Annotated in this window: 16 protein-coding genes; 12 read left to right on the top strand and 4 right to left on the bottom strand. The window is 54.4% G+C overall.

Translation table 11 applies throughout. The annotated features are described in order from the left end of the window. Positions 1-24 precede the first annotated feature (24 nt). From CJO09_RS11525 to CJO09_RS11490, 8 genes are all read left to right on the top strand, one after another. Positions 25-1,188, top strand: coding sequence for an ABC transporter substrate-binding protein (locus CJO09_RS11525; protein WP_119442471.1), 1,164 nt, complete (start codon positions 25-27; stop codon positions 1,186-1,188). Between the two features lie 107 nt (positions 1,189-1,295). Then, a complete protein-coding gene (locus tag CJO09_RS11520; protein ID WP_281270763.1) occupies positions 1,296-3,362 on the top strand; it encodes a TonB-dependent receptor domain-containing protein in 2,067 nt (688 codons plus the stop codon). Positions 3,363-3,422: 60 nt separating this feature from the next. Beyond that, positions 3,423-4,574 (top strand): DNA polymerase IV, encoded by a 1,152-nt coding sequence (dinB, locus tag CJO09_RS11515; protein ID WP_119442571.1) that lies wholly within the window; start codon positions 3,423-3,425, stop codon positions 4,572-4,574. A 225-nt stretch (positions 4,575-4,799) separates the two neighbouring features. Continuing rightward, complete coding sequence (locus CJO09_RS11510) at positions 4,800-5,300, top strand: MarR family winged helix-turn-helix transcriptional regulator (RefSeq protein WP_119442570.1); 501 nt, start codon at positions 4,800-4,802, stop codon at positions 5,298-5,300. A gap of 108 nt (positions 5,301-5,408) precedes the next feature. Next, the gene (locus CJO09_RS11505) at positions 5,409-6,371 is read left to right on the top strand and encodes an amidohydrolase family protein (protein WP_114420292.1); all 963 of its coding nucleotides are present in this window, start codon (positions 5,409-5,411) and stop codon (positions 6,369-6,371) included. Between the two features lie 11 nt (positions 6,372-6,382). Then, positions 6,383-7,216, top strand: coding sequence for an alpha/beta fold hydrolase (locus CJO09_RS11500; RefSeq protein ID WP_119442469.1), 834 nt, complete (start codon positions 6,383-6,385; stop codon positions 7,214-7,216). A gap of 24 nt (positions 7,217-7,240) precedes the next feature. After that, complete coding sequence (locus tag CJO09_RS11495) at positions 7,241-8,284, top strand: 2,5-dihydroxypyridine 5,6-dioxygenase NicX family protein (RefSeq protein WP_119442468.1); 1,044 nt, start codon at positions 7,241-7,243, stop codon at positions 8,282-8,284. Further along, positions 8,281-8,910: an N-carbamoylsarcosine amidohydrolase gene (locus CJO09_RS11490; RefSeq protein ID WP_119442467.1), complete on the top strand. Its 630-nt coding sequence runs from the start codon at positions 8,281-8,283 to the stop codon at positions 8,908-8,910. Before CJO09_RS11495 ends, CJO09_RS11490 begins: the two co-directional genes overlap by 4 nt. A gap of 87 nt (positions 8,911-8,997) precedes the next feature. Here the strand turns inward: CJO09_RS11490 and CJO09_RS11485 are convergent, their stop codons facing one another. Genes CJO09_RS11485 through CJO09_RS11470 form a run of 4 tightly spaced genes read right to left on the bottom strand, consistent with a single transcriptional unit; the run spans position 8,998 to position 12,492 of the window. Then, positions 8,998-9,513 carry an aromatic-ring-hydroxylating dioxygenase subunit beta gene (locus tag CJO09_RS11485; protein ID WP_119442569.1) on the bottom strand — a complete coding sequence of 172 codons (516 nt, stop codon included), beginning with the start codon at positions 9,511-9,513 and terminating at the stop codon, positions 8,998-9,000. 13 nt (positions 9,514-9,526) lie between these two features. After that, positions 9,527-10,816, bottom strand: coding sequence for an aromatic ring-hydroxylating dioxygenase subunit alpha (locus tag CJO09_RS11480; RefSeq protein ID WP_119442466.1), 1,290 nt, complete (start codon positions 10,814-10,816; stop codon positions 9,527-9,529). Positions 10,817-10,834: 18 nt separating this feature from the next. Beyond that, positions 10,835-12,130: an NAD(P)/FAD-dependent oxidoreductase gene (locus CJO09_RS11475; RefSeq protein WP_119442465.1), complete on the bottom strand. Its 1,296-nt coding sequence runs from the start codon at positions 12,128-12,130 to the stop codon at positions 10,835-10,837. Positions 12,131-12,186: 56 nt separating this feature from the next. Then, positions 12,187-12,492 carry a non-heme iron oxygenase ferredoxin subunit gene (locus tag CJO09_RS11470; RefSeq protein ID WP_119442464.1) on the bottom strand — a complete coding sequence of 102 codons (306 nt, stop codon included), beginning with the start codon at positions 12,490-12,492 and terminating at the stop codon, positions 12,187-12,189. A 348-nt stretch (positions 12,493-12,840) separates the two neighbouring features. On the opposite strand from CJO09_RS11470, the gene dctP reads away from it, so the two are divergent. From dctP to CJO09_RS11450, 4 genes are all read left to right on the top strand, one after another. Then, positions 12,841-13,938 (top strand): TRAP transporter substrate-binding protein DctP, encoded by a 1,098-nt coding sequence (gene dctP / locus CJO09_RS11465; RefSeq protein ID WP_119442463.1) that lies wholly within the window; start codon positions 12,841-12,843, stop codon positions 13,936-13,938. Between the two features lie 96 nt (positions 13,939-14,034). Further along, positions 14,035-16,440: a xanthine dehydrogenase family protein molybdopterin-binding subunit gene (locus tag CJO09_RS11460; protein ID WP_119442462.1), complete on the top strand. Its 2,406-nt coding sequence runs from the start codon at positions 14,035-14,037 to the stop codon at positions 16,438-16,440. After that, complete coding sequence (locus CJO09_RS11455; RefSeq protein ID WP_119442461.1) at positions 16,437-17,267, top strand: FAD binding domain-containing protein; 831 nt, start codon at positions 16,437-16,439, stop codon at positions 17,265-17,267. Before CJO09_RS11460 ends, CJO09_RS11455 begins: the two co-directional genes overlap by 4 nt. A 12-nt stretch (positions 17,268-17,279) precedes the next feature. Beyond that, positions 17,280-18,512 (top strand): xanthine dehydrogenase family Fe-S subunit, encoded by a 1,233-nt coding sequence (locus CJO09_RS11450; protein ID WP_119442460.1) that lies wholly within the window; start codon positions 17,280-17,282, stop codon positions 18,510-18,512. The last annotated feature ends 6 nt before the right edge of the window (positions 18,513-18,518 follow it).

The following is an 18,518-nucleotide window of genomic DNA, read 5'->3' as shown; positions in this document are numbered from 1 at the left end:
TTAATAGTTACGGAGACAAATATTATGAAAAAATGGCGTTTTGCAATGTTGCTGGCCGCAGCGCTGGCATTGCCGTTCGGCGTATCGGCTGCCGACAAGCCTCCCATTAAGTTGGGTACGTTGTTACCGCAAACCGGTCCGCTGGGGGCGTATGGGAAATCGCAGCAGTTAGCGATTGAATTGGCCGTCGAAGACGTTAATAAGGCAGGTGGCGTAAACGGTAGCATGATCGACATGCAGTTTGCCGATACCCAAATGGATCCAGGCCAGGCGGTATTGATGTTCCGCCAATTCGCCAACGACGGCGTTTTTGCGGTTATCGGTCCCATGACCGGCACCCAGTGGGAAACAGTCAGCCCGTTGGCCAACCGCATGGGTGTGCCGGCTTTAACGTCGACTGCCGCCAAGCCGGGTATTACCATTCGTCCCTGGACAGTCCGCCTGCAACCGCCTGATGATTTATTCATTGCAGACGGCTTTGCGGACTTCTTGCGAATTTATCCTGATACAAAGCGCATCGTTATTGTGGCCGATGTGCGTGAGGCATCAGGCAAAGCAGGTGCCGACGCTTATGCAGCCTTGGCCAAAAAGCATGGCGTGGAAGTGATTGAATTGGTTGAGTTCTCCACCCGTGCAACCGATCTTTCGCCGGTTGCGATTAAAGTGAAAAGCCTGGATCCGGACGCTATTATGGTGTCGGCGTTGGGGCATAACGCTTTGCAATTAGCCAAGGAGTTCAATGTGCAAGGCATTGAAGCGCCTGTTATGGGTAATTCGCTGATTTGGCCCGGCCCGTTTGTTTATACGGTTGGTGATAACGGTAAAAACTGGCACTCGATGGGCTTTACCACAGTGAACAGCTCCACCGGTGACAATGAGCTGAATAAGGCTTATGTTGAGCGTTTCCTTGAACGTGCCGACGATACGATGGGTGACCCGGCCAATACCGCTAACTGGAGCTTGAGTTATGACGCCGTGCTGCTTTATGCCGACATCATGCGCAAGAATAATATCGACGGCAATACGCCGGCCGATAAAGCGCGTGAACTGATTAAAGACGCGTTTGTTGATTTGAAAACGTTCTCAGGCATTCAGAAGTATGAGTTCCAGGAATCGGGTGATGCCTATATTCCGGGTCGTGTATTGAAAATCAACCCAGAAACAAAAATGTGGCAGTTCGCCGACTAAGTAAGCGGCAGTAAGTTGCTTTATCCGCCCCGGGAGTGACCCTCACCGGGGTTTTTCTTTGCCATTAAAAGTTATGTTATAACATTGCAAAATTAATGGAGAGGAAAGTGAAAAAAGTTTGGGTAAGCAGTTGGAATGCCGGTGTGGGCTTGGTTGCGGCTTTTTATGGTGTTGGCGTTGCAGCAGTGGAGCCGCCTGCGTCGGAGCCGAAGCAATTAGAAAAGATTGTCATTAAAGCCAACCCGTTGAGAACTGATGCGGATAACGCCACGATACCGGTATCGGTGCTTTCGGGAGAGCGTTTGCTGTTAAGTGATCAAACAACTTTGGGCGTGGCGCTTGAGGGGCTACCCGGTGTACGCGCCGATACCTTTGGGGCAGGCGCGAGTCGTCCGATTATTCGCGGACAAACAGCGCCGCGCGTGGTGGTGTTGCAAGATGGTGCGGATGTGATGGATGCGTCCGGCATCTCCCCGGATCACGCTTTAACGGTTGATCCGATGCTGGCTGATCGAATCGAGGTCATTCGGGGTCCGGGGGCCTTGTTATATAGCGCGGGCGCGATTGGCGGCGTGGTGAATGTGGTCGATAGCCGGATACCGGATGCGGTGCCAGTCGATGGCGTTGAAGGGTTTGCCAATTTGCGGGGCGCGTCCGGTGCCCGCGAGCGAGCGGGTGCGGTGGGTGTCACGGCAGGGGAGGGAAATTTCGCTATCCGGTTGGAGGGCTCTACACGCCATTCCGATGATTACCGGGTGCCTGATTGGTCGACATCGCGTTTGCCCGGATCATTTGCCCGGAGCACAACGGGCAGTATCGGCGCCAGTTGGTTTCACGATAACGGCTATACCGGGTTGTCGTTCAGCCAGATGAACAGTCGTTACGGGTTACCGGGCCATGACCATGGCTACGACGAATGCAGCGCTCATGATTTCTCCCTGCATTGTGATGATCATGATGAGGATCATGAGGAAGAGGGGCACGATGACCACGATAATGAAGGCTCAGATGAGGGCGATACCCCGGTTACGCGGTTGAAGTCGCAACGGTTTGATGCCCGCGGCGAATACAGTAACCCGTTACCCGGGTTAACGCGGCTGAGCTGGCGCGCCGGATTTGCAAAGTACCGACACGACGAAATGGAACATGACGAGATTGCCGGCACGTTTAAAAACCGGGCGTACGATTTGCGTCTCGAGTTGGCACATGCTCCTATTGCTGGATGGGAAGGGGTGTTCGCGCTGCAAAATGGTCAAAGTCGTTTCGATACCGCCGGGCCTGAGCGATTTTTACCGAGCACGCATACGAAAACGTGGGGCGTGGCGTTGCTCGAGACCTATCGTTTGAATGATTGGCGTTTTGAGGTTGGGATGCGGCACGATTGGCAGTCGATTCGTCCGGACTCAACCCAGCCGGCTTATCAGGGCCGGGCGTTGTCGGGATCGGCCGCCGCGATATGGGAGTTTGCGCCGGCTTATTCTCTGGCATTGCAGTTTTCCCGGGCGGAGCGCATGCCGGGAGCTCAGGAACTTTATGCCGATGGCGTTCACTTGGCCACGAATACATATGAAATAGGGCAGTCGGACTTGGGCACCGAAAAATCAACCGGTGTGGATCTGACGTTAAGAAAGACCGAGGGCGATTTCACTTTTGAAGCCAGCGTATTTTATAACCGCGTGAAAGATTATATTTATGCTCAAACGCTGGATCGTTATGAGGATTTCCGCTTAATTCGCTATGCGCAGCAGGACGCGCAGTTTGTGGGTCTTGAGCTCGATATGAATTACCAGGTGAATCGGACTATTTCCGTAGGCGTTTTCGGTGACGTGACGCGAGGGCGTTTAACGAATGGCGGCGGGGATCTACCGCGCATTCCCGCCGCGCGCCTGGGCGGCCGGATTAATGCGCAATGGCAGGACTGGCGGGCAAACCTTGAGGTAATCAGGGTTTTGCGTCAGGACCGGATCGCCGCATACGAAATTGAGACACCGGGGTATACCATGCTTAACGCCGGTGTTGCGTATGATTTCGAGGCGCAAGGGGCTGATGCACAGGTTTACTTGCAAGGGCGCAACCTTTTAAACCGTTTGGCGTTTAACCACAGTTCTTATCTCGCTCAGGTGGCGCCGTTGCCCGGCCGCAGTATTATGTTGGGCGTACGCGTGGACTATTAAAATGTCGAGATGCCGCCACCCCCTCTTTCCTACAACGATACCGATTCAGGCAACCAACCGATTCACGGCGAGGCCCGACGTGTCGCGCATCTTGATATGGACGCGTTCTATGCGTCGGTTGAGCTACTGAAGTACCCGGAACTGAAGGGGCAGGCGGTGGTGATTGGGGGGCGCAATACGCCGGCCCCTGCTGAACGCGCCGATGGTCGTCGCGTGTTCGGGCGTTTGCGTCAGTATGTGGGGCGCGGCGTCGTGACCACGTCCACCTACGAGGCGCGGGCATTGGGTGTATTTTCCGCCATGGGCATGATGAAAGCGGCGCAATTGGCCCCCGACGCCTATTTGCTGCCTGCCGACTTCAATGCTTATCGTGATTATTCGCGCCGGTTCAAGGCAGCGGTTGCTACCCTTGCCCCTTGTATTGAAGATCGCGGCATTGACGAAATCTATATTGATTTGACGTCGCTCGAAGAGCCGTCGAACGTCATCGGACGGCGGCTGAAAGAGGCTGTGTTCGAGGCAACCGGTCTGACTTGTTCTATTGCGATTTCACCCAATAAGCTTTTGTCGAAAATCGGCTCCGAGCTGGAAAAACCGGATGGCCTGACCATCCTGACCTACGACGACATTCCGGCCCGAATCTGGCCGTTGTCGGTTGGGAAAATTAATGGAATCGGGCCGAAAGCCACGCAGAAATTGCAATCTTTAGGTATTGAAACGATTGCGCAATTGGCAATGGCCGATGCCGGCATGTTGCAAACACACTTTGGTCGAACTTATGCCTATTGGCTATTGCAGGTTGCACAAGGGCGTGATGAGCGAGCAGTTGTAACGCACTCCGAGCCCAAATCGGTCAGCCGGGAAACAACCTTCGATCGGGATTTGCACGTAGTGCACGACCGCGCGCATTTGTCGTCTATCTTTTTCAACTTATGTGAAAAAGTGGGTGAGGACCTGAAACGCAAAGGCGTGAGGGGGCGAACAGTAGGCGTTAAATTGCGGTTTGAAGATTTCCGGACCGTCACCCGCGATTATTCGCTGGATCTGGAAACGGATGACGTTCAGTTAATTCATTTTGCCGCCCGGCAGTGCTTGAAGCGGATTGAGTTTTCGGCCCGCGTGCGTTTGCTGGGCGTGCGGGTGAGTTCTCTTGCGCCGGCCTTGCAAAATGGGGTGAATGAGCCAACTTTGGTGCAATTGCCGCTGTACTAGCACTATTGCTATTGTTTTTGGAATTGGCAGGGAAATGAACGGGCGGATCGTGAAGTTGTATCAATCGTGAAAATACCGATGCAAATCATTCAATTGCTCTGTATACTGAGTAAAAACACGAGAGACTAAAGCATTATGAGACAGAGTTATTCAGCCATGCCGGACAACGATTCAGTTTCGGATATAGAACAGAAAAAAAAGCCGCAGCCAGGCACCGCCGGTTCAATGAAGAAAGAGCCCTTGCCCGACGACATTACGCCTGATGTATTCAGCCAACAGGGGCTTTGGTCGCGCCCGGGGTTCCTGGTGCGTCGGTTGAATCAAATTCATTATGCAATGTTCTTCGAGGAATGCAAAGAGGGGAATATCACCCCGGTTCAATATGGCATTCTGACCGTATTGTCACGCAACCCCTGGCTGGATCAAACTGCAATTGGTTATGAATTGGGGCTTGATCGCACTACGTCCGCTGATGTGATCAAGCGGCTTGAGGAGAAAGGCCTGGTAGAGCGGCGCGTGAACCCCACTGACAAACGCTCACGTCAGGCCAATATCACGCCTGAAGGGCTGGCGCTCATGGAGTCGCTGAAAGACGGTATGGCGCGATCGCAGCAACGCCTCATCGAGCCCCTGTCGCCGGCTGATCGCAAGACATTCATGACCTTGCTGGCTGAAGTTGTGGAAGCGAACAATCAACATGGCCGGGCGGCGTTGAAGTCTGTTTGATCTCTATCCGAATCGTTAAATAAGGGTTTACGCCATAGGAGCGGGATGATTTTGTCAGTATACTGACATTAACTTTATATTATCGCTTTAGGCAAGAGGAGAGTTGTTGTGAGCCGAATTCGTAAAATTGCGTTGGAAGAGCACTTTTCAGGTGTGGGTTTTGGCGATTATTCAAAAGCGTTTGTCAGCCTGATCGACCCTGCCGTGGCGGCCGACTTAACGCGTCGCCTTACCGATTTCGATGAAATTCGTTTGAAGGAAATGGACGCGGCCGGAATCGATTATGTGATTCTTTCGCAAACGGGCCCTGGTGTGCAGGCCGAAAAAGACACGGCTGCTGCTATTTCCCGCGCAAAGGAAAACAATGATTTTCTGGCAGAGCAGATTGCGCGGCACCCCACCCGTTTTGGCGGCTTTGCGCATTTGCCCATGCAAGATCCCAAGGCGGCGGCCGACGAACTCGAGCGCGCGGTGAATGTGCTGGGTTTCAAGGGGGCGTTGGTGAACGGCCACACCCATGGCGTGTATTACGATGACCCGGCGTTTGACGTGTTTTGGGAACGTATGCAGGCACTGGATGTGCCCTTGTATCTGCACCCCTTCAATATGTTCGATACCCCGCACATGTTCACCAAACATCCTGAGTTGATGGGCGCCACTTGGGGCTGGGGTGTGGAAACCGGCACGCATGCATTGCGCTTGTTGTTCGGCGGTGTGTTTGATCGCTTCCCGAAATTGAAGTTGATTCTGGGGCATATGGGCGAAGGGCTGCCGTTTTTGCGCTGGCGTTTCGACAGCCGTTTTGCCGTCTATCCGCAGGGCGTTACGCTGGAGCGCAAGCCATCCGAATATTTTGGCTCCAACATCGTCATCACGACATCGGGCGTATGTTCACATCCTTCTTTAATGGGTGCCATTGGCGAAATGGGCGCGGAAGGTGTTATGTTTTCGGTAGATTACCCTTATGAAGAAACTGCGGTGGCCGCCGATTTCATCGAAACGGCACCGATGGATGAAAAAACACGTGCGCTGGTTTGCCATGGCAATGCCGAGCGCCTGTTCAAGCTTTAAACGGAGATAGTATGAGTGCGTTTTTGTATGGGGCCAATGTTCACGCTAACGGTATTCGTCAGCATTACCTGCGTTATGGGGGCAATGAAGGCGAGCGGGCCGGCCGTGATGCGGTTGTCATTGTTCCCGGCATTACCAGCCCGGCTATTACTTGGGGCTTTGTCGCAGAACGTTTTGGCCAACACTTTGACACCTACGTGCTCGATGTTCGCGGCCGTGGGTTATCGGAAGCTTCCGATACGCTCGATTACAGTCTGGATGCGCAGGCAGCTGATGTTATTGAGTTCGCCAAAGCGCTGGGGTTGAAGCGTTACAGCATTGTGGGCCACTCAATGGGTGGCCGCATCGGCGTGCGTGCAGCTCGTTCAGAACCGGAAGGTTTGACGCGCCTGGTCATGGTCGATCCCCCCGTATCGGGCCCTGGTCGTCGCGAATATCCGTCGAAGCTGCCCTGGTATGTCGACTCCATGGCACTGGCGCGCAAGGGCTGCAGTGCTGAAGAAATGCGTGCTTTTTGCCCCACCTGGACACAAGAGCAACTGCAGTTGCGCGCCGAGTGGCTTCATACTTGCGACGAACGCGCCATCATCACCAGCTTTGAAGACTTCCACAAAGACGACGTTCACGCCGATATGCCCAAGGTCAAAGTGCCCACTATGCTCATGGTGGCAGAGCGGGGTGACGTCATTCGTGAAGAAGACATTGAAGAAATCAAGACACTGATCCCGGGTGTCGCTATTTCCCACGTGAATGACGCGGGCCATATGATTCCCTGGGACAACGAAGAAGGCTTTTATGAGGCTTTCGGCAATTTCCTGGGTGCCCCGCTAACCCGTCGCGCCTAATTCCGCTATTTTCAGGAGTTCATCATGCCTGTGAGTGATTACCAACTTGTTTCCGCCTGGCAGGAAGTGCTGCGTTTGTCCAAGCTCGAGGCGGGCCAAACTGTAACGATTCTGACCAGTACCGCTACGCACCCCCAGAATTTGCGGTGTGCGGCGATTGCCGTGCAATCCCTGGGGGCGGTCATGAACCGGCTCGATCTGCCGCCGGTGAATGCCGAGAAAGCGCTTAGTCGTGATCCGCTGGCCTATCTGGGGACCACGCCGCTTACGGGTAACAAGGCCGCGATTGCCTGCCTGAAAGAAAGCGATTTGGTGCTCGACCTTATGACGCTTTTGTTTTCGCCGGAGCAAATCGACATTCTGAAAAGCGGCACGAAAATTCTGTTGGCTGTTGAGCCACCTGAAGTCTTGGTGCGCACGGTGCCTACCGAAGCCGATCGCAAACGCGTGAAAACGGCGGCGGCACGTATTGAGGCGGCCAAGGAAATGACGGTGGTCTCGGACGCGGGTACCGATTTGCGCTGCCCCATTGGTGAATTCCCGGCGACGGCAGAATATGCCTTTGTAGATGAGGTCGGCCGCTGGGATCACTGGCCAAGCGGTTTTGCCTTTACCTTCCCCAACGAAGGTCAGGCTACAGGCCGTATTGTGATCGACAAGGGCGATATCCTGTTACCGCAGAAAAGCTATACGACCGACCAGATTATTCTAACGGTCGAGAACGGCTACGCCACCAAGATTGAAGGTGGTGTCGATGCCGAACTGCTGCGTGAATACATGGCTTCCTTCAACGATCCTGAAGGCTATGCTATTTCCCACATTGGCTGGGGTTTGCAACCGCGCTGCTATTGGTCCACTCTGGGCTTGTACGACAAAGAACAAACCATCGGCATGGATGCGCGCGCCTATGAGGGCAACTTCCTGTTCTCGTTAGGGCCGAATAACGAAGGTGGTGGCAGCCGCACAACGGCTTGCCATATTGATATCCCTTTGCGCAATTGCACCGTGTCGCTCGACGGTGAAGAAGTGGTGCGTAACGGCAAAGTGCTGGATGGTGGTGTTAAATGAGCCAAGGTAACGACGTTCAAACCTATGCCAAACAAGGGTTCGGGAATCAGTTCGAACTGAAGGCCCCGGTGGGCCTGCTGATTATCGACTTTGTGAATGGTTTTGCCGATCCCGAGGTATTTGGGGGCGGCAATATTAAAGAAGCGATTCAGAATACCGTGCCTTTGCTGGCTGAAGCACGCAAGCGTGGCTGGCCGGTTGCGCATACGCGTATTGTTTTTGCCGACGACGGTGCCGATAACAATATTTTTTCGCTGAAAGTACCCAGTATGCTGGGTCTGAAGGAAGATCACCCCAACAGCGCCATTGTCTCTGAGCTGGCACCGGTGGAAGGCGAATACGTGGTGCGTAAAACGGTTCCGTCTGCGTTCTTCGGTACCTCGCTGGCTGCCTGGTTGGCCATGCGTGGTGTGCAAACGTTGGTGGTGGCCGGTGCGGTAACCAGTGGTTGCGTGCGTGCCAGCGTGGTTGACGCGATGCAGTGGGGCTTTCGTCCGCTGGTGTTGTCTGATTGCGTGGGTGACCGTGCCATAGGCCCGCACGACGCGAACATGTTCGACATGGAGCAAAAATACGCCACTGTGATGACACGTGATGAAGCGTTGAAGGCCTTGGAAGGGCTTTAAATATTTACCTGTCTGCCAAGGCAAACAAAAAACCGCTGCTTTAAATGTCCCCAAGAAAGGGACTATTTAAAAAGCAGCGGTTTTTTATTAAACCGGATAAACCAGGTCGGTAGCCAGAATTTCCGTGTCGTATACAACCTGACGTTCTTTCAGCAGCAGGCCGTTTTCACTGCGCACAAAGCGGTCGTAATACTTGCCGGCCAGATGAATGGTGGAAGGGCCTTCGATCAGCGTTTGAATCAACAGGTAGTTGGCTTCCGCCTCAATCACCTCATTCGACTCATCGATTACACGGATATTCGACACCATATGCATCGTGTGGCGCGGTGCGAACATTTGTGTTTGTGCAATCGCCACGGCGCGATCGTACATCATGCCGCGGCCTTCCGCATAAACCAGGCCAACCAGCATGTTCTGGTTGGCGTTCTCACGCGAGGTAATGCGATAGAGGCCGTCTTCAGTGAAGAATTCAGGCCATTTTTTGACATCGCAGGCATCCAGTACCGCGCAATACTCGATATGAAACGCTTCGATTTCCGCACGCAGTTGCTGCGCTCGTGCAGCGTCAACCTTTACAGGCTGATAGGAAAAGTCGGTTTTCATTGTTGAAAGCATATTAGATCCCCATTACTTCGCGGTAGTATTTGTACATGGCACGAATGGCTGCTTCCGAAATCAGGGAGTCTGACGTACCAATTTTGTCGGCGTCGAGTTTGACAACGTTGATGTCGGTACTGGAACGGCGCATCCCTTCTTGCACAAAGCGCAGCGCTTCGTTGTCTTCCAGGCCCAGGAAACCCGAAGGCCCCATGAGGTTGCCTTGGCGCAGCCGGTGGCGCAGCATGTCTTCACTGTCATCTTCATAGCCGAACATGGTCCATTGCATAATCATGCTGTTCGGGCCATTGGGAATAATCTGGCGAATACCCAAGGTATTCATTTCACGCTGAATAATGAAATTCGGCCAAATGGTGTCCATGGTGACAGACCAGGGGGAGTCGAACTCTTTAACGAAGTGCAGGAAACGCTCGTCCTGCAGTTTCAGGCCCTCATGGAAAGAGCGCATTTCCTTTTTGGTTTCCGGGTTCACATCGGCGTACAAATCGTCGGATTTGGCCGAGCCCATAATGCCATGCCGCCCGTGCACCTTGTCGGCAAACATCATGGATTTATTACCCGCCACCAATAAACCGAAGACCACCAGGAACGAGTGCAGCAGAGTTGCGTGATAAGGGTCTTTCAGGTTCTCGTGGTACATCTTCCAGTTACAGGGCAATTCATTGCGGTAGTAGCCCAGAATTTTCAATGGCTTGCCTGTGAAGGTGACCTTAAAGTCTTCCAGGATTTCCGGACTCAGGTATTCTTCAAGTGGCTCGACTTTGTCGGAATACGAGGCAAAAACGACGCCGTTCAAGGTGGTGACGTGCAGCTTGCGCAGGCCGTGGTCTTCATTGCGGAAGTCACGCGGCATGCCGCCCTGTTTGTTTACGCCGCGTTTGAAGGGCACGCCTTGCAGGTCGCCAGTTAGGGTGTACGACCACTGGTGGTAAGGGCAAACGAACTCTTTTGCGTTGCCTTTGCTCTCACGGCAGAACTCCGCCCCACGGTGGGCGCAACGGTTTTCAAAAACATGAATCGAGCCGTCTTCCGCACGGGACACCACAACGGGTGTGTCGCCTACGTAGGAACGTTTGTAGTCGCCGTGGTTGGGAATTTCGGCTTCCAGGGCAACGAAGTTCCACGTGTCGCCGCGGAAAATCAACGCCATTTCGCGGTCGTAAATTTCTTTACTGGTGTAGACCCAGTCTGGAATGTAATGCAGGTCGTTTTCAGGCCAGGCATAACTTTCCAGGGCGCCGTCTTTGGACCCCAGTGTTTGCCCGATCACGGTTTGAGATTGATACATGGAAGATCTCCTGTGAAATCAGTTTGGCTGGCCCGCATTGTGGGCCGCCGTCGCGCTTTTGGCGAAAGCGCGTGCAGTGACGGATGTGTCGGTAAATTCGTTGGGGTTGATACACACGCCTTTTTCGAACAGCGTGCGCAGCGCTCGCAAGTCGCCGCCTGCATTGACTGCGATGGCATAGCGCGGAACGTCGTTCCTCAGCCCCAGCATGATGAATTTCGGCGTTTCGGCTTTCGGATCCAGTTCGCCGCGAATAACGTAATTTAAATCGGGTTCCGGCAGCCCCAGCATCTGAATGTTGCAGCCAAACTGATCCGTCCAGAACCATGGGTAGGCGGCGGGTGCCGGATCTTTGCCCAGCATGTGCGTGGCCGCGATGCGTGCCTGTTCATTGGCGTTCTGCCAAGACTCAAGGCGCGAAGCCTGTGCTGCGTTGCCGCGAATTTGGCTGGTGCAATCGCCGGCGGCATAAACATTCGCCTGGCTTGTTTGGCATTGCTCATTCACCAGGATGCCGCCATTGTTGGGGTCGATATCCAGTCCCCCTTGACGTGCAAGGGCGCTATTGGCTGATAGGCCCACAGACACCATGACTGTGTCGGCCACAATGTGGTGTTCGTCAGGCAGGCGGATATCCCACGACGCCTTGATGTCGGTAGGCGGCGTAATCGAGGCCGGCGCATTGCCCAGATGGAGCGACAGGCCGGTGTGCACAATACGTTGTTGCAGCCAGTCGGAAAATGTAGGCGGAGCAACACGGCTCAGAACACGGTCGGTGGCCTCAATAACTGATACCGCCACCCCCATTTTGTGGGCGGTTGAAGCCACTTCAAGCCCCAGGAACCCGCCGCCGATGACGGCCAGATGTTTGCTGTATTTCAAGGCGGTGCGAAGGGCATGCGCATCGTCGAGCGTTCTTAAATAGAACACGCCGGGGGCATCTTCTGGAAACGCTTCGATAAAACGGGCGGTACCGCCGGTTGTTAACAAGCATTGGTCGAACATCACTTGCGAGTTGTCCGACAGCTCTGCTGTGCCTGCAACCGGATCGATTGACTCCACTCTCAGGCCCAGGCGCAAATCGATATCGGCGATGCTGTAGAAATCGATTGGTTTGACGTCGATTGCCGGTTCGTTTTCCGGTGTGGCCGCCAAGACATCTTTCGACAATGGCGGCCGTTCGTAAGGGGCGTGCGTTTCGTCGCCAATAAGGGTGATTTTGCCTTCAAAGCCCTGGTCGCGCAGCGTTGCCGCTGCCACAGCGGCGGCTTGTCCGGCACCGACAATCAGAATAGAGGAGAGTGTTTCAGTCATATTCAAACCCTTTTAAGCCTTTGCAAACCACTTAGGTTACTATGCGTGGCGCCAGGTTAAAGGTTTACCAGAATCTCATCGCCCTCGACTTTGACTTCATACACTTTGACGGGCTCGGTTGCAGGTGCGGATTTCGGCTCGCCAGTGCGAAGGTCGAACATGGCTTGATGCAAGGGGCATTCCACACAGCCGTCTTCAATAAAGCCGTCGGACAACAGCGCGAATTGGTGAGTGCAGATGTTGTCGGTCACGAAGTATTCGCCTTCAGTGTGGTGTACCGCCAACTGTTTGCCTTCCAACTCTACGCCCAAAGATTCGTCTTCTTCAATTTGTCCGACTGTTGCAATCTTGATCCAATTCATGATGTGCCTTTTGCGTTTTAATATTTCAATATAATCAGTATGCTGTATATTTATTTTACGACAAATAGGGGTTTACACCAGCCTATTAGGATATTCCCTGAAAAATCCGATAAATGGTCAAGTCTCCGTATTAACCCTCGTTGACACTTTTAAGCATTGATCAGCATACTAACAAATAACCTGATTCTGTCGCGACCGGTTTGTGATTCTTGGCAATCAAAATCGGTTCAACGGCATTTTCAGGCCAGCAGGTCGAGACACACCATCCTGCGCAAAAGTTTCTCAGGCCCGCGCCGGGCCGAAGCAGTTTGTCTGTCTCACACATAACAAACCCAAAAGGAGCTGTACATGCAAAGACGTCGCTTTTTAACCCAGGCAGCCGCGGCAACCGGTGCCGGTCTGGCCGCAGTCGGCCTTCCCGCCGTAGCGCAGAATGCGCCCACCGTGCGCTGGCGTATGTCCACCGGCTGGCCGAAAAGTCTGGATGCACTTTACGGTTCCGCCGATGAGCTTTGCCGCCGTGTAGGCGAGCTGACAGGCGGAAAATTTGAAATTCGCGCCTTTCCGGGCGGTGAAATCGTGCCTTACGCCCAAAACATGGAAGCGGTCAGTAACGGTACGGTTGAATGTAACCACGTTCTGGCTACCGCGCACATTGGCACGAACACCGCGATTGCGTTCGATACCGGTTTGTCGTTTGGCATGAATGCGCGTCAGCACAATGCCTGGATCCAGTTCGGCGGCGGCATGGAAAAACTGCGCGAAATGTATGGCCAGTACGGCATTACCAACTTTGTTACCGGCAACGTGGGCGTGCAAATGGGCGGCTGGTATCGCAAGGAAATCAAGTCTTTGAAAGATCTTGATGGTCTGAAGATTCGTGTCGGTGGTATCGGCGGCATGGTGCTGCAAAAGCTGGGTGCGGTTCCCCAGCAGATTCCGCCCAGCGATATTTACCCCTCTCTGGAAAAAGGCACGATCGACGCAGCCGAGTGGATTGGCCCATACGATGACGAACGCCTGGGTCTGAACAAAGTTGCGCCGTTTTACTACTCACCCGGCTGGTGGGAAGGCAGTGCTTCCATTACCACGATGGTGAATACGGAAGCCTGGGAAAAATTGCCCGCCGAGTTCAAGGCTGCGTTTGAAGCCGCTGCTAACGAACAGGCGCTGCGCATGTTGGCCGCATACGATGCCAAGAACCCGCCCGCTTTGCGTTCCCTCATTGCCGGTGGCGCACAGTTGAAGTACTTCCCCAAAGATGTGATGGAAGCCGCTTACAAAGCGTCGCAAGAGTTGTGGGGCGAGTTGTCGGAAGAAAATCCGGATTTCGCCAAGATCTATCCCGAGTGGAAGAAATTCCAGGAAGCCGAGGCGAGCTGGTTCCGTGTTGCTGAAAACGCACTCGATAACTTCACATACAGTGAGGTGTTGAAGCGTTCGTAACCCGATAGGCACCAATGCGCGGCGCGCGAAGTCGGCGTGTCCGCGCATTTGGTGTCTTTACGTTCAGCGATTCATGATTTACAGGCAGGTATGAGTATGACAGTTTCACATCACATAAAACCCGGCGTAAAGCCACAGGGTGTCGGTGCACGAATTCCACGCAAAGAAGACGCCCGGCATTTGCACGGCAAGGGTAATTTCATCGGCAATATGGCCATGCCCGGGTTATGCGAAGTCGCGTTTCTGCGCAGCCCGCTGGCGCATGCGCGTATCACCGACGTTCGAATTGCCGAAGAGGCACAAGGGCAAGTATTCTTGCGTGCTTCCATGCCTGATGCCAAAGATATTGTGGCCGATTCCACGTTGCCCACTTACCAGGTGTCGGCACAGCCGCCGCTGGCCGATGACCGCGTGCGCTTTGTGGGTGAGCCTGTCGCCATGACCTTTGCACCCACCCGCGCCGAAGCTGAAGATTTGGCCGAGATGGTAGAAGTTGATTACGACGAACTGCCTGTTTACGTTGACGTGAAAGCCGCGGAAGCGGCAACCTCTGACTTCATGCATGAGGGTTGGAAAGACAATGTGTTCGTTACATTGAATGCCAACAATAATTTCGACGACCTGGCTGCCAAGGCCGAGGTGGTCGTTAAGCGTGAAATTGACTTGTCCCGCCAATGCATGCTGCCGATGGAAGGCATTGCCGTGCTGGCCTATTGGGACAATCAGAATAGCCAATTGGTGGTGTATACCGCCACTCAGGTGCCTCACCTGATTCGTACCGGCATTGCCGAGTTCCTCGATTTGCCGCAAGAGCAAGTACGCGTGATTTCCCCCGATGTGGGCGGCGGTTTCGGCTACAAGTGCATTTTGCAGCAGGAAGAACTCTGTGTTGCCTGGCTGGCAAAAACTTACAAGCGGCCGTTCCGCTATCTGGAAGACCGCCGTGAACACTTGATTGCCGGTGCCAATACGCGTGAACACTATTATGAAATGACCGCCTATGCCGACAAGCAGGGCCGGTTGTTGGCGCTGGATGCCAAAGTTACCATCAGTGGCGGCGCGTATTCTGTTTGGCCGTTCACAGTGGGCCTGGAAACAGGTCAGGCCTTGGGCAACATACCGGGCCCGTATGCTTTCAGGGGGTATCGATGCCAAACGCGTTGCGTGGCAACCAATAAGCCCGGCTTTTTGCCGTATCGCGGCGTGGCGCGCACCGGTGTTTGTTTTGCCATCGAGCTTACCCTGGACGCATTGGCTCGGGAAGTGGGGCGCGAGCCTTGGGAAGTGCGCCTGGATAATTTGGTGCAGCCCGAACAAATGCCTTATGTAAATGTCACGAATAAGCACCTGGACAGCGGCGACTATCCCGCCAGCCTGCGCCGGGCGCTGGAAATGATCAATGTTGATGCGGTGCGTGAGCGTCAGAAGAAAGGCGAGCCGGATGGACGCCTGATTGGCCTGGGTGTTGCAACATATACCGAACAGTCGGCACACGGCACGTCGGTGTTTGCCGCCTGGGGTACGCCTGTTATTCCCGGGTTCGATCAGGCATCGGTCAAGCTCACTCCCGACGGCGGTGCGGAGCTGCGGGTGGGCGTGCACTCCCACGGGCAAGGTATGGAAACAACGTTTGCCCAGATTGCCAATGAAATTCTCAGTATCGATATCAATCGTATCAAGCTGGTGCATGGTGATACCGGACAAACCCCTTATTCATCGGGTACCTACGCTTCGCGTTCGCTGGTCATGTCAGGCGGTGCCGTATCCAAGGCGTGCAAGCAGTTGCTGCCGCGTGTGAAGAAGATCGGTGCGCATTTGTTGGGTGTGACGGCAGACGAAGTCACGTTGGAAGACGGTTACGCATGCGCAGGTGACAAGCGCGTTGCCATCGCCGACATTACCAATGCCTGGTATATCAATCCGCAGAAGTTGCCTGCAGATGTGGACGCCGAAGGGCTGGAAGTCAGCGTGGGTTATCGACCCAAAGTAGACACCGGCAGCTTCACCTATTGCAGCCAGGCCGCCGTGGTGGCGGTCGATCCAGCCACCGGCGCGGTTGAGATTCTGGACTACGTAGTGGTCGAAGATTGCGGCACGATTGTGAACCCGTTGGTGGTCGAAGGCCAAACCATTGGGGGTATTGCTCAAGGCATTGGTACCGCGTTCTACGAAGAGATGCCCTATGACGAACAGGGTCAGCCGCTGGCTTCAACCCTGGCTGACTACATCATGCCGGGTGCCACTGAAGTGCCCAATATCCGTATTGATCACTTCGAAACGCCGTCGCCGCATACGGAGTTCGGCGCCAAAGGGATGGGTGAAGGCGGGGCCATTGCGCCGCCCGCCGTCTTGTTTGGTGCGGTCAACGATGCATTGCGGGCATATGGTGTTGAGTTCGCCCATACGCCGTTGACGCCGCATCATGTGTTGGATGCACTGGAACAAAGTAAAGAAAAAGAGTCGATTTCTCGTCCCAACGTGACAGCAGGGGCTACGGTATGAAAGCAGCAAAATTTGATTACGTCCGCGTAAGCGAGGCCAAAGAGGCGTTGTCTCTATTGGAAGATTCTGATGGCAGCACGAAGGCCATGGGAGGCAGTCAGTCGTTAGGGCCTATGTTGAATTTGCGCCTGGCGCGTCCGCAGAAAGTGGTCGACGTTTCCGGCATTGCCGATTGGCGGACGGTGAGTAAAAACGGCGGCCGTATTCGTGTGGGTGCAGCCGTAACACATGCCGAGATCGAAGATGGCGTCTTTGCCGAGTTGCGCGGGCACATGCTGCAAGATGTGGCAGGTGTTATTGCGTATCGCGCTGTGCGAAATCGCGGCACGATAGCCGGCAGTATCGCTCACGCCGACCCGGCGGCCGATTGGGTGTTGGCAACCAGTGCATTGGGCGCCGAGCTTGAATTGACATCGGCCAAGGGTTCCCGTCGCAGCACCATGCCTGAATTCATGTTGGGTGCTTATGCAGTTGATCTGCAACCCGATGAATTGATCTCGGCCGTGTATGTCCCGGAAAAAACCGAGCAGACGCGTTGGGGTTATTACAAGTTCTGCCGTAAAACCGGTGAATTTGCCGAGGCCAGTTGCGCCGCGTATTTCGATCCCTCAACCCGTACAGCGCGTATTGTCGTTGGTGCGTTGGGTGGAGCGCCTCAATTGTTGCCGGACTTGTCGGCCAAAGTGGCACAAGAAGGGTTGGCGGCCGCAACGCCCGAAGCAATTGCAGAGGCGGTAAAAGACATTGCGCCCGAAAAAACAGCCGGTGATCGCCGTTTGTTCATGACGGTTATTGAACGCTGCCTGCGCCGGGCATTGGGTGAGTAAAGGAAGGAAGTTATGTCCCAGTTGAATATTGAAGTAAATGGCCGCAAGGTGTCGCGAGAGGTGCTCGCCCGCACTCACCTGGGTGATTTTTTGCGCGATGACTTGCGCCTGACCGGTACCAATTTAAGTTGTGAGCATGGAGTTTGCGGAGCGTGTACCGTATTGATTGACGGTAAGCCGGTTCGGTCCTGTATTACGTTTGCGGCGGCGTGCGAAGGGCGCCAGATTACAACGATCGAGGGTTACGATACCGATCCCATCATGTTGAAACTGCGTGATGCGTTTAATACCAATCACGCGTTGCAATGCGGTTTCTGTACTCCCGGTATGCTTGCAACGTCGCGTGACATTGTGTTGCGTTTGCCTGATGCCGACGAAGAGCGTGTACGTATCGAATTATCCGGCAATATTTGCCGATGCACCGGTTATCAGGGCATTACAGCTTCAGTGTTGTCCGTGTTGAAGCACTTCCGCGATGAGCCAAACGAGCAAGTAGATGCGATGCGTCGAGCCGCGGCGCAAGGCAAGGCTGCGTTGCCTCCTGAAACCGACGCTCCCAAAACATTCAGTGGCTTCGAGGCAAAAAGTATTCAGCGTGAAGCCAAGGCTGTGGCTAACGGCGCCGACGCGGCACCGGCCGGGTCGGGCGCGGCCTCCGGCGCAGCGACATCTGCGCCAGGTAAAGGAACCAGCGTCAAGAGTGGGTTCAATGTCGATTTCCCCGCCGTAAAAGTTTGGGAATTCATGTCCGACCTGAAGGCGGTGGCTGCGTGTTTGCCGGGCGCCGTGATTGAGTCGCAGGAAGGCAACGAAGTGAAAGGGCGCATTGCCATTAAATTCGGCCCCATGAATGCGGCCTTCAAGGGCGCGGCAACGCTGGAGCGCGATGAATCCAATATGTCGGCGGTCTTGCGCGGTGCCGGTCAAGACTCTCTGAGTCAGTCCCGCGCCAAGGGGGATGTCGGCTATCGCGTTACGTCGGTTGCCGATGATCGTGCACGTGTTGATGTGGATTTGCTGTATTCCCTGCAGGGCCCGCTGGCACAGTTTTCCCGTTCCGGTCTGGTACAGGATTTCGTGAAGCGAATGATTGCTGATTTTGGGCGCAATGTGTCGTTGCGTCTAAGCCAGCCTGAAGGTAGCGATGCACCATTGCCACAGGCTGAGTTCAGCCCCTTCAAAATGTTTATGGGCGTGCTTTGGGCACGTATTAAACGTTTGTTTGGGGGCGGAAAAGAAGAGTAGTACCCG

The sequence above is a fragment of the Neopusillimonas maritima genome, from assembly GCF_003576595.1.
Taxonomy (GTDB): domain Bacteria; phylum Pseudomonadota; class Gammaproteobacteria; order Burkholderiales; family Burkholderiaceae_B; genus Neopusillimonas; species Neopusillimonas maritima.
Note: the sequence above shows the minus strand (reverse complement) of the source record. Positions and strands in the feature narration are given on the sequence as shown.